The following is a 21346-nucleotide window of genomic DNA, read 5'->3' on the forward strand; positions in this document are numbered from 1 at the left end:
TTGGAGGCAAACGATGGCGGAAACTTCCAGTCCCATTCCGCAAAGCCCCCTAGGGTGGCTCGCACGGCTAGTCCTCATCCTGGGTTCCCTCTACAGCCTCTACCTGGTCCTCCACCCCTTCACCCCCCTGGCCAAGGCCCAGATTGACCTCCTGGACATCGTCCAGCTTCAGCGGAGCACCCACGTCCTCTTCCTCCTCCTGGGAGCCTACCTGGTGAGCTTCTTCGCCCCCCCCAGAAAGGCCACGCCGGGGGCCTGGGTCTTCCTGGCCTTCAGCCTGATCCCCCTCTACAGCTTCCTCTTTCCCAGGCCTCCCACCCTGGAGCTGCCCCTCGAGGTCCGCCTCTTCGGCCTCCTGGTCTGGGCGGTGGCCGTCCTCCCCGCAGTGGTCCCCAGGCTCCAGCGCCCCACGGCCCTCCTGGGGGCCCTTTTGGCCATCCTCCCCACCTGGTACCAGGCCCGGTACTTTGAGGAGCTGGTCTACCGGGCGGTGATCCCTGAGGCCTGGGACGCGGGGATGAGCCTCACCCTCATCCTCCTCCTCCTGGGGGTGGTCTACCGGCTCCTGGGGCCGGTGATGCCCGTCCTCGTCCTCTTCTTCTTCAGCTACAACCTCCACGCCCAGCTCTTCCCCGGGGCCTTCCGGGGGGCGCCCCAGCCCGTGGACCTCCTCCTGGGCAAGAGCTTCAACGAGACCGAGGCGGGGATCTACGGCCTTATCACCGGGGTCTCGGTCAAGTACCTGGTCTACTTCACCCTCCTCTCGGGGATGATCACCGCCTTGGGCCTGGGGCGGGTGGTGGCCAACATGGCCCTGGCCCTGGTGGGGAAAAGCCCCGCCACCCCCGGCCGGGTCACCGGCCTCGCCGGCACCTTCATGGGGATGTTCTCGGGCTCAGGGGCCGCGGACACCCAGTTCGTCTCCACCCTGACCAAGCCCCTTTACGAAAGGGCCGGCTACGACCGCCTCACCGCCGCCGGGATCGCCGCCACCGCCGGCACCATTGCCCTCATCATGCCCCCCATCATGGGGAGCATCGCCTTCATCATGGTGGAGATCCTGGAGATCCCCTACCTCAAGGTGATGGCCATGGCCCTCGGGCCCGCCCTCCTCTACCTTCTCGCCATCCTGGCCTTCAACGAGTTCTACGCCCGCAAGGCGGGCCTGCCCGCGGTGGCCACGGAGATCGGCATGGCCCGCCGAGCCTACGTCCTCCGCTATAGCCCCATCTTCCTCCCCATCCTCCTCATCGTGGTCCTCCTCTACCTGGGCTACGAGGTGCGCACCGCCGCCAGCCTAGCCCTTTTGGGCTTCATCCTCCTGGCCTACCTGGACCCCACCCTGAGGCCCAAGGGGATCGCCCCCATCTTCCGGGGCCTCGAGGAGGGCTTCCGGGCCCTCCTCCCCATCGGCACCGCGGTGACCTCCGCCAACCTCATCTTCTCCATGATGGTCATCTCCGGCCTGCCCTCCAAGTTCAGCCAGCTCCTGCAGCAGGTCTCCGGGGAAAGCCTCCTCCTCGCCACCCTGATCACGGCCATCTTCAGCCTGATCCTGGGCATGGGGGTCCCCCCCACGGCCACCTACGTCCTCACCTCCGCCCTCACCGCCCCGGCCATCATCGCCCTGGCCACCAAGAACTTCACCGCCTTCGGCCTGGATCCCGAGGCCGCCAGGGTGGCGGCGATCTACGCCACCCACATGTTCCTCTTCTACTACGCTGTCCTGGCGGACGTGACCCCGCCCGTGGCCCTCTCCGGCTACGCCGCCGCCAGCGTCTTCGGCACCCACCCCCTCCCCACTGGGGTCTACGCCGCCCGGGTGGCCCTATCCAAGTACCTGATCGGCTTCTTCTTCCTCCTCTCCTACACGGGCACGGGCCTCCTCATCCTGCCGGTTTTGGAAACCCTGCCCCCTGAGAAGGCCTGGCCCATCATCCTGGAGCGCTTCCTCTCCGTGGGCTTGGGAATCGTCTACCTCTCCGCCGCCGCCGCCGGGTTTACCCGGAGGCCCCTAGGCCGCCTCGAGGCCTGGACCCTGGGGCTCCTGGCCCTCCTCCTCTTCATCCCCCAGACCTCGTTGAACCTCCTGGGCCTCCTCCTGGGCCTTCCCTTCTTCCTCAAAGGGGGCTTGACGGGGCTCTGGCGGAGGGCGTAGGGTAAGCGAGAAAGGAGGCAAGGATGCTACGTGCCCTGTTGGTCATCGTGGCACTTTCCGGCCTGGCCTTGGCCCAGAAGCCCCGGGTGGTCATCGCCACCGGAGGGGTGGGCGGGGTCTACTTCTTCTACGGCACGGCCCTGGCGGAGATCTGGAACCGGGCAGGGGTGGCCGAGGCCCAGGCCACCCAGACCGCCGCCTCCATAGATAACCTCCTCCTCCTGGAAAACCGCACCGGGGGCGGCACCTACTACTGCGGCACCGTTCTGCCCGACTCCGCCTACCTGGCCTACACCGGGGAGCACGAGCGCTTCCGGGGCCGGCCGGCGAGGAGCACCCGCATCCTCTTCGCCATGTACCCCAACTTCCTCCACGTGGTCACCCGGGAGGGGGCGGGAATCCAGGTGGTCCAGGACCTGAAGGGGAAACGGGTCTCCACCGGGGCCCCAGGCTCGGGCACCGAGGTGCAGGCCCTCCTGGTCCTTCAGGCGGCGGGGCTTTCCCCCAGGGATTTCGCCAAGCATGAACGGCTCGGGGCGCAAGAGAGCGCCAGCGCCCTGGCCGAGGGCACCATAGACGCCTACTTCTGGTCCGGGGGCCTGCCCACGGGCTCCATCACCGAGGTGGGGGCGAGCCTGGCCCGCAGGGGCCAGCGGCTCCACCTGGTGCCCATAGACCCCAGGGGCACCGTGGCCCAGAACTTCCAGAGGCGCTTCCCCGGCCTGGCGGGCACGGGGGTCATCCCCAGGGCGGTCTACGGGACCAGGGGCGACACCCCCACCCTCACCTTCTGGAACCTCTTCGTCTGCCCGGCAAGCCTGCCGGAGGAGGCTGCCTACGCCCTGACCAAGGCCACCTTTGACAACGTGGAAACCCTGAGGAACGCCGTGGCCGCTGCCCGGGACACCACTTTGGAGAACGCCGTGCGCTTCGTGGGCGGCACCATCCCCTACCATGAGGGGGCCCTGCGCTACTTCCGCGAGGTGGGGGCCCTGAGGTAGCGGTGTGGGCCCTAAGGCGGGAAAGCTCCCTGGCCCGGCTCCTCCGGAGCTGGGCCTTTTGGCTCATCCTCCTGGCCGCCTCCCTCCTTCGGGTGGTGGAGGTGGAGGCCGAAGGGGAAAGGGCCTACCTGGTCCTCCTCCCCTTTGAGGAAGCCCGGGTGGAGTTCGTGAACTCGGTGACGGGAAGGCCGGTCCTCCTGGAGTTCCGCCCCCTCTTCCGCTTCCAGGACTTCCGGGCCTACACCGATCCCGAGACCGAGGCCTACTACACGGGGGGGACCTATCCCTGGAACCAGGCCCTGGCCAAGGAGAGGCGCAAGGCGCTTCGCTACTGCTCGGAGTCGGGCCTGGCCCTACGGCTTGGGGGGGAGTGGTTCCGGGTAGAGGGGGGGTGCGTGGGCCTCCGCCTCCTCTTCCCCCCCTAGCGGATCACCTGGGGGACCACCCTGACCGTGAGGGTGCGCCCCTGGCGGAAGACCTCGAGGGCCACCGCCTCCCCTGGCCTCTTGGCGTAGAGGACCTGGCGGAGCCTTGCGATGGAGGTGAGGGGCACCCCATCGGCCCTTAAGAGCACGTCCCCGTCCACCCCCACCTGGAGGGCCTCCCCCGTGGGCAGGGCGAGGTTGGCGAAGCGGGAGGGGGCTCGGAGGCCCGCCCTTTGGGCGGGGCTGTTCCGCTCCACCTCCTGGACCATGAGGCCGGTGTCCGGGAGGCCGTGCTGCCGCCTCAGCCTCTCCGGATAGAGGGATAGGGGGACGAGGGAGACCCCGAGGCGGGGGCGGCTGCGGATGATCTCCTCCGCGGTGAGGACCCTCCCCGCCTTGAGCTCCGGCAGGTACTGCTTGACCAGGTTGATGGGCAGGGCGAAGCCCACCCCAGCGAACTGGGCGGCCCCGAACTGGCCCGTGGGGGTGAGGATGGCGGTGTTGATGCCGATGACCTCCCCCCGGGAGTTGAGGAGGGGCCCCCCGGAGTTCCCGGGGTTGATGGCGGCATCGGTCTGGATCACCTGGGGTACCAGGCCGGTCTCGTCCCCGATGGCCCCGGGGTTCTCCCGGATGGCGGAGACGATCCCCTGGGTCACGGTGAACTCCAGGCCGAAGGGGTTCCCCAGGGCGATGGCCTTCTGGCCCACGCGGATCCGGTCCGAGTCCCCGAGGACCAGGGGCACGAGCCTCTCCCTGGGGGCCTCCACCCTCAGGAGGGCCAGGTCCAGGGGCGGGGCTGCGCCCACCAGGCGGGCCTGGTACTCCTGGGGGTCGCCGTGAAACCTCACGGTGATGCGGCCCGCCCCCTCCACCACGTGGTGGTTGGTGAGGATGTGCCCCTCCCGGTCTATGACGAAGCCCGAGCCCGTCCCCCGCTGGGGGGGCACCTGGAGGAAGGGGGCGAAGAACTCAAACCCCGGGGGCAGGGGAAGGCTCTGGGGCCGGGTGACCACGGCCACGAAGACCACGCCCCTGCCGTAGCGCTCCACGATCTCCACGGTGTTCCGCTCGTACTCCAAAAACCCCTGGTCCCCAAGGGGGGCCTGGGGCCTCCCCTGACCGCTGGAAAGCCCCCACCAGAGCACCCCCCCCGCCAGGGCGGAGAGGGCCAGAAAGCCCACGAAGGAACGGCCAAGGTTCATGGCGTACCTCCCAGGCTCACCCTACGCCCCACGGGTTAGGGGGGGATTAGACGAAGACCACGGTCTTGTTGCCGTGGACCAGGATGCGGTCCTCCAGGTGCCAGCGCACGGCCCGGGCCAGGACGGTGCGCTCCAGCTCCCGGCCTAGCCGCTTGAGCTCCTCCACGGCGTGGCGGTGGGAGACCCGGGCCACGTCCTGCTCGATGATGGGGCCCTGGTCCAGCTCCTCGGTGACGTAGTGGGCCGTGGCCCCGATGAGCTTCACCCCCCGCTCGTAGGCTTGGCGGTAGGGGTCGGCCCCCGCGAAGGCGGGGAGGAAGGAGTGGTGGATGTTGATGATGCGCATGGGAAAACGGGTCACGAAGGCGGGGGAGAGGATCTGCATGTAACGGGCGAGGACCAGGAGCTCCACCCCCGCCTCCTCCAGGAGGGCCAGGATCATGGCCTCGGCCTCTTCCTTCCTCCCCTTCGCCACGGGGACGTGGTGGTAGGGGATGCCGAAGCGCTCCACCTCCTCCCGGTGGTGGGGGTGGTTGGAGACCACCAGGCGGAGGTCCATGGGAAGCTCCCCCACCCTGTAGCGCCAGAGGAGCTCCAAGAGGGCGTGGGCGGGCTTGGAGACCAGGATGGCCGTGCGCTTCCTTTCCGAGGCGAAGGCCAGGCGCCAGGCCATGCCGAACCGGTTGGCCACCACCTCCTGGAAGGCCCGCTCCAGGGCGGGGCGGGCCAGGTCCAGGTGGGAGGCGGTGAAGGCCACCCGCATGAAGAAGGTCCCCCCTTCGGGGTCGGTGGAGTGCTGCTGCAGGTCGGTGATGTTGGCCCCGTGGGCGTAGAGGAAGCCGCTGACCGCAGCGACGATCCCCGGCCGGTCAGGGCAGGTGATGAGGAGGCGGGCCTCGTCCATCCTGGGGTACTATACCGCCATGACGCTTTCCACCGCGGACCTCTGCGACCTCTACCCGGAGGCCGTCCTCCTCCGGCCCATCTTTCAGGACTTTGGGGGGAAAGGGCGTTTTGCCGGAAGGGTGCGCACCCTGAGGGTCTTTGAGGACAACGCCCTGGTGCGAAAGGCCCTCGAGGCCGAGGGCCAGGGCCAGGTCCTGGTGGTGGACGGGGGCGGCTCCCTGCGCACCGCCCTCCTGGGAGGGAACCTGGCCCGGCTGGCCCTGGAGCGGGGCTGGAGCGGGGTGGTGGTCCACGGGGCGGTGCGGGACCGGGAGGAGCTGCGAAGCCTTCCTCTGGGGGTCAAGGCCCTGGGGGCGGTGCCCAGGAGGAGCGCCAAGGCGGGCCGGGGCCTGGTGGACGTGCCCGTGGCCTTCGCCGGAGCTAGGATCCTCCCTTCGTGGTTTCTCGTGGCCGATGGGGAGGGGATCCTCCTCCTCCCCGAGCCCCCGAGCGGCGGCCAAAGCGGCGGATGAGGTCCTCCTCCTTCAGGGCCAGGAGGACGGGCCGGCCGTGGGGGCAGACCCAGGGGGTCGCACAGGCCAGGAGGGCGTCCAGAAGGGCCTGCCCCTGGGCCTGGGCCAGGGGGTGGCCCGCCTTGAGGGCGGGGAGGCAGGCCAGGCGGGCCAGGAGCCCCTTCAGCCCCCTCCCCTCCCCCCGCAAGGCCTCCTTGAAGATCTCGGGCAGGAGGAGGGGGTAGGGGTGGAGGAAGGAGGGGGCGGAGAGGAGGCGCACCCACCCGGGGCCGAAGGCCTCCCAGGCGAAGAGGGGGTAAGGCCCCTCGGGGAGGAGGGCCGCCTCCTCCGGGGTGAGCTCCACCAGGACCGGGTAGGGTAGGGGCGCGAGGCCCTCGTTCTGGAGGCGGGCGAGGAGCTCTTCAAAGAGGACCCGCTCGTGGGCGGCGTGCTGGTCCACCACGTAGAGGGTGTCCCCGGCCTCGGCCAGGAGGAAGCTCCCCCGGAACTGGCCCAGGTAGCGCAGCCGGGGCAGGCCGGAAGGGGCGGGGGCCTCGAGGGGGAGGGGGGCCTGGGCTCGGGCAGGGCCCGGGCTAGGCCGCGCCCGCGCAGGGCCTCCCTCAGGGCCTCCTCCAAGAAGGCCTCCGCCCCCGGGCCCAGGGCCACCTCCTCCTTCCTGGCGTCCAGGCGCAGGCGGAAGGCCCCGGGGGGCAGGGTGAGGTTCAGGACCCCCACGGGGTGGTGCCCCTCGGGGAGGAGGTCGCGGTAGGCCCGGCGCACCGCCCCCAGGGCCGCCTCGGGGAGGAGCACGGGCCTGCCGTTTACCGAAAGGAAGAGCAGGTCGGGCCGGGTGCGGGAGGCCTGGGGGCCGGAGAGGAGGCCGGTGAGGGCCATGCCCCCTCCCCTGTGCTCTAGGGGGAAGAGCCTCTCGGCCAACAACCGGCCGAAGGCCAGCCTGGCCGCCTCCCCCAGCCCCGACCCGGGGAAGAGGAGCCTCGCCTCCCCCTCCAGGAAGAGGGCCAAGGAGAGGTGGGGGTGGTGGAGGAGGTAGCGCCTGAGGAGGTCCAAAACCCCTCTGGCCTCCGCCCTGGGGTCCCTGGCCTCCCCGGCGAAAAGCCCCAGGACCTCCACCCGGGTGCCCGGGGGGCGGGCGCGGGCCGCACCGCCACCGCCTCCCCCTCGGCCACGAGGAGCCCCCCGCCCACCTGCCCCCGGGGGCGGGAGCGGATCCTGAGGGAAGCCGCCTGCCTCAGGGCGTAGAGGGCCTGGCCGCGAAAGCCCAGGGTGGTGATCCCCATCGGGTCTTGGAGCTTGCTGGTGGCGAAGGGCTCCACGGAGAGGGGAAGCTCCTCCAGGGGAATCCCCTCGCCGTCGTCCTCCACCACCAGCCTCTCCAGCCCCCCGCCCCAGAGCTCCACCCTGACCCGCCTGGCCCCGGCGTCCAGGGCGTTTTCCAGAAGCTCCCGCACGGCGTCCCTCACGGAGAGGAGGACCTCGCCCCGGGCCAGGAGCCCCCGGAGGCTTTCCGGAAGGGGCCGGATCACCCCTTCATGCTACCCAAGGGGGCCCCCAGGGCCAAGGCCCTGAGCTCGTGGAGGAGGCGGAGGGCCTCGAGGGGGGTAAGGCGGTCGGGGTCCAGGGCGAGGAGCCTCTCCAGGACCCCTTCCAAGGCTCCCTCCCGCCTGGCGGAGGCGGCCCGGAGGAGGGCCCGGGCCCGCTCCACCACCCCCTGGGGCAGGCCCGCCAGGGAGGCCACCTCCACCCCGTAGCTCTTGGAGGCGGGGCCGGGGAGGACCTGGTGGTAGAAGACGAGCCCCCCCGCCTCCTCCTTGGCGGCCACGTGGAGGTTCTTGAGGCGGGGGAGGGCCAGGGCGGTGAGCTCAAAGTAGTGGGTGGCGAAGAGGCCGTAGCACCGCCTCTCGTGGAGGGCCTCGGCCACCGCCGTGGCGATGGCCACCCCGTCCAGGCTGCTGGTGCCCCGGCCCACCTCGTCCAGGAGGACGAGGCTCCTCTCCGTGGCCTCCCTTAGGATCAGGGCCACCTCCTCCATCTCCACCATGAAGGTGCTCTTCCCCCCAGCCAGGTCGTCCGAGGCCCCGATGCGGGTGTAGATGCCGTCAAAGAGGGGAAGCTCGGCCTCCTCCGCGGGCACGAAGCTCCCCACCTGGGCCAGGAGGGCGATGAGGGCGGTCTGCCGCAGGAAGGTGGACTTCCCCGCCATGTTGGGCCCCGTGACCAGGACGAGGTCGTGGGCCATCTCCAGATCGTTGGGCACGAACTCCGTGCGCCTTTCCACCACAGGGTGGCGCCCGGCGCGGATCCGGAGGCGATCCCCGAAGCGGGGCCTCACGTAGCCATGGCGCACGGCCACCTCGGCCAAGGCGGCGTAAACGTCTAGCTCGGCCAGGATCCTGGCCGCCTCCCTCAGGGCCTCGGCCTCCTTTTTGGCCCTTTCCCGCAGCGCCAGGAAGACCTCCTCCTCCCGGCGGCGGATCAGGGCCTCGAGGCGGTAGAGCTCCCGCTCCCGCTCCCGCATCTCCGGCAGGGCGTAGCGCTGCCGGTCCTTGAGGGTCTGGACGGGGCGGTACTCGGGGGGCACCCTCTCGTAGTAGGGCCGCGTCACCTCCAGGTAGTAGCCGAAGACGGCGTTGTACCCCACCTTGAGGGTGGGGATCCCCGTCCTCACCCTCTCCCGTTCCTCCAGCTCCGCGAAGTAGGCCACCCCCTCCCCGTGGGCCCGCCTCAGGGCGTCCAGCTCCGGGTCGTACCCCGGGCGGATGAGGTGGCCCTCGGAGAGCTTCGGGGGAGGGTCCTCCACCAGGGCCGCCCTGAGCTCCTCCAGGAGGGGCGTCAGGTCGGGAAGCCCCGCCTCCTCCCCCAGGAGGGCCCAGAGCTCGGGAAGGACCTCCAGGCTCCGCCTAAGGGCCCCGAGGTCCCTGGGGCCCGCCCGCGAAAGCTCCAGCCGCGTGGCCAGGCGCTCTAGGTCGCTCAGGCGAAAGAGGAGGCGGCGCACCCCCTCCCGCAAGCTCCCCTCCCGCACGAGGCCTTCCACCCGGGAAAGCCGGGCCTCGAGGGGGCCCGGGTCCAGAAGGGGGTGGCGGAGCCAGGCCTGGAGGAGCCGCCTCCCCGGGGCGGTTCGGGTCTCGTCCAGGATGGATAGCAGGGTGTCCTGGCCCCGCATGGGCTCAAAGACTTCCAACGCCCTTAGGGTGGCCTCGGGCAGGCGCATGAAGGCCCCGGGGTCGTAAGGGCGGAAGGGCTGGAGGCTCAAACTCCCCCCTTGGGTCCTCTGGGCGTAGGCCAGGAGGGCCCCCCGGGCCCGCCTCAGGGCCAAAGGCCCCTCCCCCTCGGGCGCAAAAGGGGCCTCGGAGAGCATGACGGGAAAGCGCTTCCTGAACTCTTCCAAAAAGGCCTGGTTCTCCAAGAGCTCCGGGGCCAGGAGGACCTCCGCGGGACGGTGGCGGAAAAGCTCGTCGTAAAGGGCGCTTTTGCTCCTGAGAAAGGTCCCCTTGAACTCCCCGGTAGAGACGTCCATGAGGGCCAGACCCCACCCGTCCCCGGTGGCGATGGCCGCTAGGTAGTTGGCCTCCCGGGGAAGCAGGCTCTCCTGGACCAGGGTCCCAGGGGTGAGGAGCTGGGTCACCTCCCGCCTCACGAGCCCCTCCGCCTCCTCAGCAGACTCCACCTGGTCGGCGATGGCCAGGCGGAAGCCCATCTTCAAGAGCCTCCCGGCGTAGGCGTCAAAGGCCCTCAGGGGGATCCCCGCCATGGGGGTGGTGAAGTCCTTGCTGGTCTTGTGGGTGAGGACAAGGCCCAGGGCGCGGGCTAGCCTCTCGGCGTCCTCCCCGAAGCACTCGTAAAAGTCCCCCACCTGGAAGAGGAGGAGGTAGTCCGGGTAGCGGTCCCTGAGCTCCACGTACTGCTGGAGAAGGGGGGGAAGGGGGCCCGGGCCTTCGCCCTTGAGCATGCCTCCCATCTTAACCCGCCCGGCCGGAGGGAGGCCCAAAGGGCTACGAGGGCATACCCTCGCCCCCTACCCTTGACAGGATGGGATTGCAGGGGTATAGTCTTGGGTAAGTTGAATGAGGTAGGGACAAAAGTTCCCTAGAGAAGGAGGACCGTATGGAGAGGCTAGATCGGCGCACGACCCTGAAGCTCATGGGTATGGGGGCTGCCCTTTTGGCAGCCGGACCCCGGGCCTTCGCCCAGCAGGCCCCCACCGCGGACCAGTTGGTGAGGGGGAAAAACCCCAGGCTGCTCGTCCTCTCCCAACGCCCCGTGGTCCTGGAAACCCCCTATGACCTCCTGGTGACCCAGCCCGAGAGGACCTCCAAGGAGATCCTCTTCATCCGCAACAACGTGGACCTCCCCGGTTACAACACCGTGGAGGGGGCGAGCCTGGAGGGCTGGAAGATCGAGGTGGGGGGCCTCCTGGACAAGCCCTTCACCCTGGAGGCCAGGGAGCTCCTGGCCCTGCCCCAGACGGAGGTGGCCATGGTCCTCCAGTGCTCGGGGAACGGGCGCTCCCTCTACAACCCCCGCCCCTCCGGCAACCCCTGGGTCCGGGGTGGGATGGGCAACGTCACCTTCCGTGGCGTGAGGCTCAAGACCCTCTTGGAGAGCAAGGGGGTGAAGCTGGGGGAGAAGGCCCTTTTCATCACCGCCCACGCCAGCCGCCAGGGAGGCGCCCCCGAGTTCGTCAGGAGCGTCCCCATCCACGCCTTGGAGAACGCCCTCCTGGCCCTTTCCATGAACGGGGAACCCCTGGCCGCCGTCCACGGGGGGCCGGTGCGCCTGGTCTTCCCCGGCTACTTCGGAGTGAACAACGTGAAGTGGGTGGAAAGGATCGAGTTCGCCGACGCGGAGAACACCACCCCCGAGCAGATGCCCCGCTACCGGGTTCCCGTCATCCCCAACACCCACCTCCCCTTCCTGCCCCAGGAGCCCGGGAGCCGCTACCCCTATAGCTTCACCAACTCCCGGCCCAACTGGCTGGTGAACGTGAACAGCTTCATCTTCGCCCCCCTCGAGGGCCAGACGGTGGAGGGCCCCTACGTGCGGGTGGAGGGCGTGGCCTTCAACGACGGCATTGTCCCCATCGTGAGCGTGGAGGTCTCCACCAACGGCGGGCGCACCTGGTCCCGGGCCAACCTCGCCACCCAGGAGAGGACCTTCAGCTGGGTCGGCTGGCGGACCACCCTCCTCCTCCGCTCCGGGCAACACGAGGTCATGGTGCGGGCCTGGGACGCCGCCGGGCGCAGCCAGCCCCTGGACGGCAACCTCGCCTGGAACGAGCGGGGCTACGAGTGGAACGGCGTGATGCGGGTCAAGTTCAACGTGGCCTAAGGCCCGCCATCCCCCGGCCTGGGGTCCAGCGAGGGTATAGGGGGGCACAAAGCCGATACCCCTTTGGAGTAGATTAAGAACATGGATAAGCGCGCCTACTTCCTAGCCCTGCCCCTTCTCGGGCTTCTGGGCTACCTGGCCCTAGGGCAGCACACCCTGCCCGAGGGACCGGGGAAGGACCTCGTCCTGGCCAAGTGCCAGGCCTGCCACGACATCGGCCTGGTGGCCCGGGAAAGGCTTTCCCGGGACCGGTGGGACGCGGTCATAGAGGAGATGGAGCTTCAGGGCCTAAGGCTCACCAAGGAGGAGCGGGAGGCCATCCTGGACTACCTGGCCACCTACCTGGGCCTCACCCCACCCCCAGAGGCGCCCCCCGACCCTGGGGCCCAGGAGCCTAGGACAGGAGCCCAGGTCTACGCCGCCTGCTCCGGCTGCCACGGCCCCCAAGGGGAAGGCAACCCCCCGAACTTCCCCCCCCTTAGGGGCCACGTGGAGGTCCTCCTGAAGGCAGAAGGGGGGCGGGAGTACCTGGCCCTGTCCGTCCTCTTCGGCGTCATGGGGAGGATCACCGTCTTGGGCCAGACCTACGAAGGGGTCATGCCCGGCTTCACCTGGCTCAGCGACGAGGAGATCGCCCTGGTGCTGAACCACCTGGCCTCCTGGGGAGCCCCCCAGGGCTTCAAGCCCTACACCCCCGAAGAGGTAAAGGCCCTGCGGGCCAAGGCCCTCACCCCGGAGAAGGTCCTCGAGGCCCGCCGGGCCCTGAAGCTGCCATGACCGGAAAAGTCCTCTCCCTCCACCTGGGCAAAGGGCCGGGCCTCCCCAAACCCCAGGTGGAGGCCTTGGAGCTGGTGGCCGGGCTTGGGGCCCTGGGGGACCGGCACGCGGGCCAGGACCCCGATCGGGCGGTCCTGGTGGCGGGCCTTCTTGCCTACGAGAAAGCCAAGGGGGCGGGCATCATCCTGCCCTATGGGGCCCTCGGGGAGAACCTCCTCCTGGACCTGGACCCCCATGGCCTTCCCCAGGGGGCCAGGCTCCAGGTGGGGGAGGCCCTTTTGGAGCTCTCTTACGCCTGCACCGTGTGCAAGAGCCTCTCCCAGTTTGACCTGAGGCTTCCCAAGCTCCTCTACGGGGGGCGGGGGCTCTATGCCCGGGTCCTCCAGGGGGGTAGGGTGCGGGTAGGGGACCCCGTGAGGGTCCTGACCCTCGCAGGGTAGCCCCGGCGGCCGGGGCCGCCGGGGCGGGTCCCATCCCAGCCTGTGCCGGGACGGAGCGGCGTCAGACCCCCACCAGGCCCGGCACCCCGTGGGCAGGCCTTCCCCCCCGGGGCTCGTTCAAGACCTCAATCCGCCCCTCCACCTGGGCCTCCACCGCCCTCAACTCCTGGATGTAATCCATAAAGGCCTCGGCATCGGCGAAGCCGGTGTCCGCCCTGAAGCCCTGGGCCTCCCTAAGCACGGTAAAGCCGTCGCCACCTGCGGCGATGAAGCTGTTCACCACCACCCGGTAGGTGGCCTCGAGGTCCAGAGGAACAAATCCCCCTTCGGTCCTCACCTCCACCCGCACCACCCGGCTCCCCGCGGGGCGGGAGAGGTCAAAGGCGTAGCGGAGGCCCGCCACCTGGAGGAAGCGCCCCGCCGTCCCCTCCCACTGGGAAACCCCGTTCTCCAGGGCGGCCAGGATCTCCCTCCCCTTCAGGTCCATGACCACCAGGGTGTTGCCGAAGGGCAGGACCTCGTAGACCTTGCCCACGGTGATGGGCCCCTTGGGGATGGAGGCGCGGATGCCTCCGCCGTTCTGGAGGGCGATCTGGGTCCTGGCGCTCCGGGTCTTCCACAGCATCCCCTCGGCGATCAGGTTCCCCAGGTTGCTCTCCCGCCTGCGGACGATGGCCCTCTCCCCCACCAGGTCCACCCTGGCCTCGGCGATGACCTGGGCCACGAGGGCCGCCACCGGCTGGGCGTAGGCCAGGAGGGCCTCCTTGGCGAAGAGGTCCTCGGGGGCCACCTCGGGGGTCATGAGGAGGGCCTCCCCCCTATAGGCCACGAGCTCCCCCCTGGGGCCAAAGGTGACCTCGAGGAGCCCCACCACCTTCCCCCACTCCCAGGCCTGGACCACCAGGACGTCCTTGCCCTCGGGGTTCTTCACCACCGTGGGGTAAGGGCCCTGGGGCCGGAGCTCCGGGTGGGGGAAGCTCCCCAGGAGGGTGTGGGAGTGGCCGCCCACGATGACCTGGGCCCCCACGAGCCTCCTCGCGAGCCTCAGGTCCTCCCCGTAGCCCAGGTGGGAGAGGACGACGATCTTGTTCACCCCCCTGGCCAAAAGCTCGTAAATGGCCTTCTGGGCGCTCTCGTAGGGGTCCAGAAAGGCCACCGTGGGGCCGGGGTTGGAGATCTCCTTGGTGTCCGGGGTGGTGAGGCCCACGACCCCCACCCTCTCCCCGCCCACCGGGACCACGGCGTAGGGGGTGAATAGGCCCTGGAGGCGGGGCTCCCGGCTCGCGTCCACGTTGGCGGAAACCACCCTAAACCTCGCCCCCCGGAGGAAGCGGGCCAGGCCCTCGGGGCCCAGGTTGAACTCGTGGTTGCCCAGGGCCATGACCCGGTAGAGCATCCGGTGCATGAAGTAGCGGTCCGCCAGGCCCCGGTACTGGTTGAAGTAAAGCGTCCCCTGGAAGACATCCCCAGCGTCCAGGAGGAGGAGGTTCCTCCGCTGGGCCCGGAGGCGGTCAAAGAAGGCCACCCGCTGGGCCACCCCTCCCACCTTGACCTTGTTGCCGGACAGGGTGAGTTCCATGGGCTCCAGGTGGGCGTGGGTGTCGTTGGTGTGGGCCAGGGTGAGGGTGAAGCCCCCCTGGGCCCGGCCCAAAGCCGACAGGCCCAGGGCACCGATACCCGCCTTTAGAAGATGGCGCCTTTCCATACATTTCCATCGTATCAGCGCTCGGTCAGAGAGCGGTCATAGACGGACTGGGTTATCCAAGAGCTTCCCCTCCTCCCCGTCGTCCACGAGGGCCATCCCCTTGAAGGCGGGGACACCCGAGACGGAATCCAAGGGGCATCCCAGGACCTGGTTCGCCCAAACCCCCTGGGAAGGCTTCCTCTAGACGAAGGTGTCTTTGGTCTAGTTGTAAGGCGAAGTGTGGACACGGAGCACTGGGCTTTATACCGTAATCATTCTTCATAACATTCGCACAGGTTGTTTTGCACAAAAGGGCGGAAAACTTGACTTAAACCCGAGGATAGGGTAGCCTATCTGTGACAAAGGGCTAACGACCTTTGTCCAAAAGTCCAATAAGGTCGGTACAGGAGGTTAGGGAGATGGGGCAGACTAAGGCAGAGATCCTCAAGGCGCTCAAGTCGGAGAACGTGCGTTTCCTCAGGCTGCAGATCACGGACATCCTGGGCGTGGTCAAGAACGTGGAGGTGCCCGAGTCCCAGTTTGAAAAGGCCCTGGACGGGGAGATCATGTTTGACGGCTCCTCCGTGGAAGGCTTCACCCGCATCGAGGAGTCGGACATGCTCCTCAAGCCCGACTACGACACCTTCGTCATCCTCCCCGAGACCCTGGAGGAGCCGGGGAAGGGCCGGGTGGCCCGCCTCATCTGCGACGTCACCTACCCCGATGGCCGCCCCTTTGAGGGGGACCCCCGGTTCGTCCTCAAGCGGCAGATCGAGCGGCTGAAGCGGCTTGGCTTTGACAACATGTACGCCGGCCCCGAGCCCGAGTTTTTCCTCTTCCTACGCACCCCCGAGGGCCTCCCCACGGTGGAGACCCACGACAAGGCGGGCTACTTTGACCTGGCCCCCATCGACAAGGGGGAGGAGGCCAGGCGGGACATGGTGAACACCCTGGTGGCCATGGGCTTTGAGATCGAGGCCAGCCACCACGAGGTGGCCCCGGGCCAGCACGAGATCGACTTCAAGTACGCCGATGCCCTCACCACCGCGGACAACATCGCCACCTTCAAGTGGGTGGTCAAGCGCATCGCCCTCAACCACGGCCTCCACGCCACCTTCCTCCCCAAGCCCATCCGGGGGATCAACGGCAGCGGCATGCACACCCACCTTTCCCTCTTCAAGGACGGGGAGAACGCCTTCTTTGACCCCAACGCCGAGTACCAGCTTTCGGAAACCGCGCTCCACTTCATCGCCGGGCTTCTGGAGCACGCCGAGGGCATGGTGGCGGTCACCAACCCCCTGGTGAACTCCTACAAGCGCCTCACCCCAGGGTACGAGGCCCCCACCAACATCGCCTGGTCCGCCGCCAACCGCTCGGCCATGATCCGCATCCCTGCCCGCCGCGGTGTAGGCACCCGGGCGGAGCTCCGGATGCCCGACCCCTCCTGCAACCCCTACCTGGCCCTGGCGGTCATGGCCGCCGCGGCCGCGGACGGCATCGAGCGCAAACTCCTTCCCCCACCCCCCATCCAGCGCAACATCTACCAGATGAGCGTCCGGGACAAGCGCAAGCACAAGATCCGGGAGCTCCCGGGGACCCTTAGGGAAGCCCTCGAGGCCCTGAGGAAGGACCCCGTGATCCGGGAGGCCTTGGGGGAGCACGTCTACGGCCATTTCCTCCAGGCCAAGCAGATGGAGTGGGACGACTACCGGGTCACGGTGCACGAGTGGGAGCTGGACCGGTACCTGGCCACCTACTAGGGGGGTTGGCCTAGGGTCAGGCATAAACTTGCGGCTAGGCATTGACAAGTGCCCCCCCTCCCCCTATAGAATGGTCCCGCAACACGGACACGTGCGGAGGTACCTATGAGAAAGATCGGCCTTCTGGTAGCAGGTGCAGCAGCCTTGGGGATGGCCCTAGGCCAGGCCAACGTCATCAAGATCGCCACCCAGTCCCCCCTCTCGGGGCCCCAGGCGGCTTTGGGGGAACAGATCCGCCTGGGGGCGGAGCTGGCCATCGAGGAGGCCAGGGCCCGCTTCAGGGCTTTGGGGTTTGAGCTCCAGCTGGTCCCCTACGATGACCAGGCCAACCCCGACGTGGGCGTGGCCAACGCCAACCGCATCATCAACGACCCCGACATCCTGGGCGTGGTGGGCCACCTGAACTCCGGGGTGGCCATCCCCGCCAGCGAGGTCTACGCCCGGGTGGGCCTGGTCATGGTTTCCCCGGCCAACACCGCCCCCCGGGTCACGGACCGCAGGCTGCCCAACGTGAACCGCATCTGCGGCCGCGACGACGTCCAGGGACCAGTGGGGGCGGAGTACGCCTTCAACAACCTAAGGGTTAGGAACGTCTTCGTCATCCACGACAAGACCGCCTACGGCCAGGGCCTGGCGGAGGAGTTCCGGAAGCGCCTCGAGGCCCTGGGCGGCAGGGCAGTGGGCTTCGTGGGCACCGAGGAGCAGGCCAACTTCGTACCCATCATCAACCAAATCCGCGCCGCCCGGCCCACCCCCGAGCTCATCTACTTCGGGGGCATCTACAGCCAGATCGGCCCCTTCGCCAAGCAGCTGAGGGAGCGGGGGGTCAGGACCCGGCTCATGGGCGGGGACGGCCTGGACTCCAGCGAGTTCGTGCGCCTGGCTGGGAGGGAGAACGCCGCCGGCACCTTCTACACCACGGTGGCCGGTCCCGTTTCCGCCTTCCCCAAGGCCCGGGAGGTGGCCCAGAGGTTCCGCCAGCGCTACGGCAGGGAGATCGAGGGCTTTGGCATCTACGCCTACGACTCGGCCAACGTGATCCTCGCCGCCTTGGAGAACGCCATCCGGGCCGCAGGGGGCCGGAAGCCTACTCGGGAGCAGGTGAGCCAGGCGGTGCGCCAGCTGCGGATGGAGGGGCTCACCGGAAGCATTGAGTTTGACGACAAGGGGGATAACCGGAAGGCCCGCTACTTCGTCATGCAGGTGGCCGAAACCGGCAACTGGGCGGAAAACCGGGTGATCCGGACCATTGAGATGGCAGCCCCCGGCTCCCGCTAGACTTCGGGTGCCTGGCCCAAGGGGGGTGGCCTCCGGGCCACCCCCTTGGGCCAGGGAAAGGAGGCACCTTGCTAGAGCAAATCCTAGCTCTCTTGCCCCAGGTCATCTTTGATGGTCTCGTCCTGGGCTTCGTCTACGCCATGGTGGCCCTGGGGTACACCATGGTGTACGGGGTCCTGGAGCTCATCAACTTCGCCCATGCGGAGATCTTCATGATTGGGGCCGTGGTGGGGGTGGAGGTCTTCCGCTACCTGGGCCCCCAAATAGAAAACGGCCTCATTCTTCTCCTGGTGGCCCTGATCCTGGCAGGGGCCATCTCGGGGGCCACCGCCATCCTGGTAGAGCGCTTCGCCTACCGCCCCCTACGGAAGCGGGGCACCACCAACCGCCTGGTCCCTCTGGTCACGGCCATCGGGGTCTCCTTCGTCCTCCAAGACCTGGTCCGCCTCATCGAAGGCCTTTGGCACAACGAGTTCTTCCTACGGATGCGCACCGTGGAGGACCTCGAGGGCTCCTTTGACCTCTTCGGGGGGGCCATCTTCGTCCAGAGCAAGTCCCTCATCGTCATCGTGGTCTCCATCCTCATGCTCCTGGGCCTCACCTACTTGGTGAACCGCACCAAGCTGGGGGTGGCCATCCGGGCCGTGGCCCAGGACCTGCAGACCGCAAGCCTCATGGGCATCGACCCCGACCGGATCATCTCGCGCACCTTCCTCATCGGGGGCTCCCTGGGCGGGGTGGCCGGGGTCCTCTTCGCCCTGCAGTACACCATCATCACCCCCTATGTGGGCTTCCTGCCCGGCATCAAGGCCTTCACCGCCGCCGTCTTGGGCGGCATCGGCAACATCCCCGGGGCCATGCTGGGCGGGCTTGTCCTGGGGCAGCTGGAAAACTTTTTCGGCACCTATCTCCCCATCCTCACCAACGGCAACTTGGGCACGGAGTACAAGGACGTGGTGGCCTTCCTCCTCCTCGTCTTCATCCTTTTGGTGCGGCCCCAGGGCCTCCTGGGCCAGGTGGTGCGGGAGAAGGTATGAGCGGGCTTTCCTTCCTCCTCAGCCTGGCCTATCTGGGCCTGGCCCTCTGGGCCCCCGGGGCCCTGAGCAACCTCTTCGGCCTAGGGGCGCTAGGGGCGACCGCCCTCTTGCGCCTCCCCCCCCAGACCCGCATCCTTAACCTGGCCCTCCTCACCCTGGCCTTCACCCTGGGGCTCTGGCGCTCCGGCAACACCCTGGGCCTCATCGGCCTGGTGGGCATCCTGGTGGCCCTCTCCACCCTGCCCCGCATTCCCACCTGGATCCGGGCCCTCCTGGGCCTGGCCATCCTCCTCATCTCCGTACCCCTAGCGGGCTTCGCCAACACCTTCATCTTTGAGCTAGGCATCCAGATCGGCATCTACGCGGCCATGGCCCTGGGCCTCAACGTGGTGGTGGGCATGGCGGGGCTTTTGGACCTGGGCTACGCCGCCTTCTTCGCCGTGGGGGCCTACACCTGGGCCATCTTCGGCAGCCCCCAGGCGCAGAACTTCATGCAGGGGAACTTCCCCCTCCCTGGGGAGTACATGTACCCCTTCATGCTCATCGCCATCGTCACCACCGCCATCACCGGCCTCCTCATCGGCCTCCCCGCCGTCCGCCTTCGGGGGGACTACCTGGCCATCGTCACCCTGGGCCTGGGGGAGGTGGTGCGGATCCTGGCCAACAACCTGGACCACCCCATCAACCTCACCAACGGCCCCCAGGGGATCACCCCGGTGGAGCGCCCCCCCATCGGCTGGTTTGAAGACCTCATAGGGTCCCTGGGGATCCAGCTGGACGCCACCACGGACTACCAGCTCTTCTTCTACCTCCTGGTCCTCCTCATGATCGGGCTCGTGGTCCTCGTCAACCTCAACCTGGCCAACTCCCGCTTCGGCCGGGCCTGGGCGGCCATCCGCGAGGACGAGATCGCTGCCCGCTCCATGGGCATCCCCCTTCTGCCCACCAAGCTCATCGCCTTCATGACCGGGGCCGCCTTCTCCGGGGCCATGGGGGTCATCTTCGCCGCCCAGCGCACCTTCGTCTCCCCCGAGTCCTTCACCCTCCTCGCCTCCATCACCATCCTGGCCATGGTGATCCTAGGGGGGATGGGCTCCATCCCCGGGGCCATCCTGGGGGCCGCGACCCTCACCATCCTGAACCTGGACATCCTCAAGACCTTTAGCGAGTTCGTGCGCACCAACCTACCCCAGATCCCCAGCCAGGTGGACCCCGCCAAGTACGAGCGCCTGGTCTTTGGGCTGATCCTGGTGCTGATGATGATCTTCCGCCCCACCGGCCTCATCCCAGAAAGGCGCCACCGGGCGGAGATGGAGGAAGAATGAAGGCCCTCGAGGTGCAAGGGGTCACCAAACGCTTCGGCGGTCTGGTGGCGGTGGACAAGGTGAGCCTGGAGGTGAGCGAGGGGGAGATCTTCTCCGTCATCGGCCCCAACGGCGCCGGCAAGACCACCTTCTTCAACCTCCTCACCGGCATCTACGCCCCCGACGGGGGCCGCATCTTCCTCTTCGGCAAGGACGTGACCGGCCTCCCCCCCGACCGCATCGCCAGGGAGGGGGTGGGGCGCACCTTCCAGAACATCCGCCTCTTCGGGGCCATGACCGTCCTGGAAAACCTCCTGGTGGGGATGCACATCCACATCCGCGTACCCTACTTCCACGCCCTCTTCCGCACCCCTCTGGCCCGGCGGGAGGAGAGGCGGGCCAAGGAGGAGGCGGAGAGGCTCCTGGACTACGTGGGCCTCCTCCACCGCAAGGACGAGCTGGCCAGAAACCTTCCCTACGGGGAGCAGCGCAAGCTGGAGATCGCCCGGGCCCTGGCCCTGAGGCCCAGGCTCCTCCTCCTGGACGAGCCCGCAGCGGGCATGAACCCCAGGGAGACCGAAGAGTTGCAACACTTCATCGGGCGCCTGCGGGAAGAGCTCGGGATCACCATCGTTCTCATCGAGCACGACATGCGCCTCGTCATGCGCCTCTCCGACCGTATCGCCGTCTTGGACTATGGGGCCAAGATCGCCGAGGGCATGCCGGAGGAGGTGCGCAAGAACCCCAGGGTCATCGAGGCCTACCTGGGTAAGGGGGCCGCGGGAGGTGCCGCATGAGCCAGGGGGGCCGCAGCGTAACCCTGGAGCTCAAGGAAATCCACACCTACTACGGTCACATCCACGCCCTAAAGGGCGTCTCCCTCCGGGTGGAGCAGGGGGAGATCGTGACCCTCATCGGTTCCAACGGCGCGGGGAAAAGCACCACCTTGAGGACCATCAGCGGCCTGGTAAAGCCCAGGAAGGGGGAGGTTCTCTTCCAGGGAAAGCCCATCCATCACCTCCCCGCCCACCAGATCGCGGCCCTGGGAGTGGGGCACGTGCCCGAGGGGCGGAAGATCTTCCCCAGGCTCACCGTGGAGGAGAACCTGGAGATCGGGGCCTACCTGGAGAAGGACCGCAAGGTGGTCCAAGAGCGCAAAGAACAGGTCTACGCCCTCTTCCCCCGCCTCTACGAGCGCCGGGGCCAGAAAGGGGGGACCCTTTCCGGGGGCGAGCAGCAGATGCTGGCCATCGGCCGGGCCCTCATGCAAAATCCGGGGATTCTCCTCATGGACGAGCCCTCCATGGGCCTGGCCCCGGTCCTGGTGGAGGCCATCTTTGAGACCATCCAAAAACTGAACCGGGAGGGGAAGACCATCCTCCTGGTGGAGCAAAACGCCCGCATGGCCCTGCAGATCGCCCACCGGGGCTACGTGCTGGCCACGGGGGAGATCACCCTCTCCGGCTCCGCCAGGGAGCTTGCGGAAAACCCCGAGGTGCAGAGGGCCTACCTGGGGGAGGGCTAGGGCCTTGCC

At 68.4% G+C, this 21346-nt stretch carries 17 protein-coding genes and 1 pseudogene; 13 read left to right on the top strand and 5 right to left on the bottom strand.

The features are described from left to right. Nucleotides 1–13: 13 nt before the first annotated feature. From ATI37_RS04595 to ATI37_RS04605, 3 genes are read left to right on the top strand one after another with little or no spacing between them, the layout of a single operon-like run. The gene (locus tag ATI37_RS04595) at nt 14–2158 is read left to right on the top strand and encodes a TRAP transporter permease (protein ID WP_117237320.1); all 2145 of its coding nucleotides are present in this window, start codon (nt 14–16) and stop codon (nt 2156–2158) included. A gap of 23 nt (nt 2159–2181) precedes the next feature. Beyond that, nucleotides 2182–3159: a TAXI family TRAP transporter solute-binding subunit gene (locus tag ATI37_RS04600; RefSeq protein WP_117237321.1), complete on the top strand. Its 978-nt coding sequence runs from the start codon at nt 2182–2184 to the stop codon at nt 3157–3159. A gap of 2 nt (nt 3160–3161) precedes the next feature. Next, nucleotides 3162–3584 (top strand): hypothetical protein, encoded by a 423-nt coding sequence (locus ATI37_RS04605; RefSeq protein ID WP_232822446.1) that lies wholly within the window; start codon nt 3162–3164, stop codon nt 3582–3584. On the opposite strand, the gene ATI37_RS04610 is transcribed toward ATI37_RS04605, so the two are convergent. Continuing rightward, a complete protein-coding gene (locus ATI37_RS04610) occupies nt 3581–4789 on the bottom strand; it encodes a S1C family serine protease (RefSeq protein WP_117237322.1) in 1209 nt (402 codons plus the stop codon). The two genes, ATI37_RS04605 and ATI37_RS04610, sit on opposite strands and share 4 nt — an antisense overlap. Before the next feature lie 46 nt (nt 4790–4835). Then, on the bottom strand, nt 4836–5693 hold the full coding sequence (gene purU, locus ATI37_RS04615) for a formyltetrahydrofolate deformylase (protein ID WP_117237323.1): 858 nt from the start codon (nt 5691–5693) through the stop codon (nt 4836–4838). Nucleotides 5694–5712: 19 nt separating this feature from the next. Here purU and rraA point away from each other — a divergent pair, with 19 nt between their 5' ends. Next, nucleotides 5713–6207: a ribonuclease E activity regulator RraA gene (gene rraA / locus ATI37_RS04620; protein WP_117237324.1), complete on the top strand. Its 495-nt coding sequence runs from the start codon at nt 5713–5715 to the stop codon at nt 6205–6207. On the opposite strand, the pseudogene mutL reads toward rraA, so the two are convergent. Together mutL and mutS are read right to left on the bottom strand one after the other, a co-directional pair. Further along, nucleotides 6116–7730 (bottom strand): annotated as a pseudogene (gene mutL / locus ATI37_RS04625) (DNA mismatch repair endonuclease MutL). The gene rraA and the pseudogene mutL overlap by 92 nt on opposite strands. Further along, nucleotides 7727–10162, bottom strand: a complete 2436-nt coding sequence (mutS, locus tag ATI37_RS04630) for a DNA mismatch repair protein MutS (protein ID WP_198665504.1) — start codon at nt 10160–10162, stop codon at nt 7727–7729. Before mutS ends, mutL begins: the two are co-directional and overlap by 4 nt. A 146-nt stretch (nt 10163–10308) precedes the next feature. Between mutS and ATI37_RS04635 the strand changes: the two genes are divergently transcribed. The 3 genes from ATI37_RS04635 (at nt 10309) to ATI37_RS04645 (ending at nt 12749) form a co-directional block, all read left to right on the top strand. Then, complete coding sequence (locus ATI37_RS04635) at nt 10309–11532, top strand: sulfite oxidase (RefSeq protein ID WP_117237326.1); 1224 nt, start codon at nt 10309–10311, stop codon at nt 11530–11532. Between the two features lie 81 nt (nt 11533–11613). After that, complete coding sequence (locus ATI37_RS04640) at nt 11614–12309, top strand: c-type cytochrome (protein ID WP_117237328.1); 696 nt, start codon at nt 11614–11616, stop codon at nt 12307–12309. Further along, entirely contained in the window at nt 12306–12749 is a 444-nt protein-coding gene (locus ATI37_RS04645) for an MOSC domain-containing protein (protein WP_117237329.1), read from the top strand. Before ATI37_RS04640 ends, ATI37_RS04645 begins: the two co-directional genes overlap by 4 nt. 61 nt (nt 12750–12810) lie before the next feature. Here the strand turns inward: ATI37_RS04645 and ATI37_RS04650 are convergent, their stop codons facing one another. Then, the gene (locus ATI37_RS04650) at nt 12811–14454 is read right to left on the bottom strand and encodes a bifunctional metallophosphatase/5'-nucleotidase (RefSeq protein WP_117237331.1); all 1644 of its coding nucleotides are present in this window, start codon (nt 14452–14454) and stop codon (nt 12811–12813) included. A gap of 398 nt (nt 14455–14852) precedes the next feature. Here ATI37_RS04650 and ATI37_RS04655 point away from each other — a divergent pair, with 398 nt between their 5' ends. From ATI37_RS04655 to ATI37_RS04680, 6 genes are all read left to right on the top strand, one after another. After that, nucleotides 14853–16193, top strand: coding sequence for a glutamine synthetase family protein (locus tag ATI37_RS04655; RefSeq protein WP_117237332.1), 1341 nt, complete (start codon nt 14853–14855; stop codon nt 16191–16193). Nucleotides 16194–16298: 105 nt separating this feature from the next. Next, entirely contained in the window at nt 16299–17471 is a 1173-nt protein-coding gene (locus ATI37_RS04660; protein ID WP_117237333.1) for a branched-chain amino acid ABC transporter substrate-binding protein, read from the top strand. A 68-nt stretch (nt 17472–17539) separates the two neighbouring features. Beyond that, nucleotides 17540–18508, top strand: coding sequence for a branched-chain amino acid ABC transporter permease (locus tag ATI37_RS04665; protein ID WP_117237334.1), 969 nt, complete (start codon nt 17540–17542; stop codon nt 18506–18508). Next, a complete protein-coding gene (locus ATI37_RS04670) occupies nt 18505–19833 on the top strand; it encodes a branched-chain amino acid ABC transporter permease (RefSeq protein WP_117237335.1) in 1329 nt (442 codons plus the stop codon). Before ATI37_RS04665 ends, ATI37_RS04670 begins: the two co-directional genes overlap by 4 nt. Beyond that, a complete protein-coding gene (locus ATI37_RS04675; RefSeq protein WP_117237336.1) occupies nt 19830–20609 on the top strand; it encodes an ABC transporter ATP-binding protein in 780 nt (259 codons plus the stop codon). Before ATI37_RS04670 ends, ATI37_RS04675 begins: the two co-directional genes overlap by 4 nt. Next, entirely contained in the window at nt 20606–21337 is a 732-nt protein-coding gene (locus tag ATI37_RS04680; RefSeq protein ID WP_117237337.1) for an ABC transporter ATP-binding protein, read from the top strand. The genes ATI37_RS04675 and ATI37_RS04680 overlap by 4 nt, the downstream gene beginning before the upstream one ends. Nucleotides 21338–21346 lie beyond the last annotated feature (9 nt).

The sequence above is a fragment of the Thermus sediminis genome, assembly GCF_003426945.1.
GTDB lineage: Bacteria > Deinococcota > Deinococci > Deinococcales > Thermaceae > Thermus > Thermus sediminis.

Excerpts from the sequence above, each read along its gene's own strand:
- ATI37_RS04680 (WP_117237337.1), top strand. The coding sequence starts at position 20,606 with ATGAGCCAGGGGGGCCGCAGCGTAACCCTGGAGCTCAAGGAAATCCAC.
- ATI37_RS04660 (WP_117237333.1), top strand. The coding sequence starts at position 16,299 with ATGAGAAAGATCGGCCTTCTGGTAGCAGGTGCAGCAGCCTTGGGGATG.
- ATI37_RS04610 (WP_117237322.1), bottom strand. The coding sequence starts at position 4,789 with ATGAACCTTGGCCGTTCCTTCGTGGGCTTTCTGGCCCTCTCCGCCCTG.
- ATI37_RS04595 (WP_117237320.1), top strand. The coding sequence starts at position 14 with ATGGCGGAAACTTCCAGTCCCATTCCGCAAAGCCCCCTAGGGTGGCTC.
- ATI37_RS04600 (WP_117237321.1), top strand. The coding sequence starts at position 2,182 with ATGCTACGTGCCCTGTTGGTCATCGTGGCACTTTCCGGCCTGGCCTTG.
- ATI37_RS04675 (WP_117237336.1), top strand. The coding sequence starts at position 19,830 with ATGAAGGCCCTCGAGGTGCAAGGGGTCACCAAACGCTTCGGCGGTCTG.
- ATI37_RS04635 (WP_117237326.1), top strand. The coding sequence starts at position 10,309 with ATGGAGAGGCTAGATCGGCGCACGACCCTGAAGCTCATGGGTATGGGG.
- ATI37_RS04650 (WP_117237331.1), bottom strand. The coding sequence starts at position 14,454 with ATGGAAAGGCGCCATCTTCTAAAGGCGGGTATCGGTGCCCTGGGCCTG.
- ATI37_RS04645 (WP_117237329.1), top strand. The coding sequence starts at position 12,306 with ATGACCGGAAAAGTCCTCTCCCTCCACCTGGGCAAAGGGCCGGGCCTC.
- ATI37_RS04670 (WP_117237335.1), top strand. The coding sequence starts at position 18,505 with ATGAGCGGGCTTTCCTTCCTCCTCAGCCTGGCCTATCTGGGCCTGGCC.
- rraA (WP_117237324.1), top strand. The coding sequence starts at position 5,713 with ATGACGCTTTCCACCGCGGACCTCTGCGACCTCTACCCGGAGGCCGTC.
- purU (WP_117237323.1), bottom strand. The coding sequence starts at position 5,693 with ATGGACGAGGCCCGCCTCCTCATCACCTGCCCTGACCGGCCGGGGATC.
- ATI37_RS04640 (WP_117237328.1), top strand. The coding sequence starts at position 11,614 with ATGGATAAGCGCGCCTACTTCCTAGCCCTGCCCCTTCTCGGGCTTCTG.
- ATI37_RS04655 (WP_117237332.1), top strand. The coding sequence starts at position 14,853 with ATGGGGCAGACTAAGGCAGAGATCCTCAAGGCGCTCAAGTCGGAGAAC.
- mutS (WP_198665504.1), bottom strand. The coding sequence starts at position 10,162 with ATGGGAGGCATGCTCAAGGGCGAAGGCCCGGGCCCCCTTCCCCCCCTT.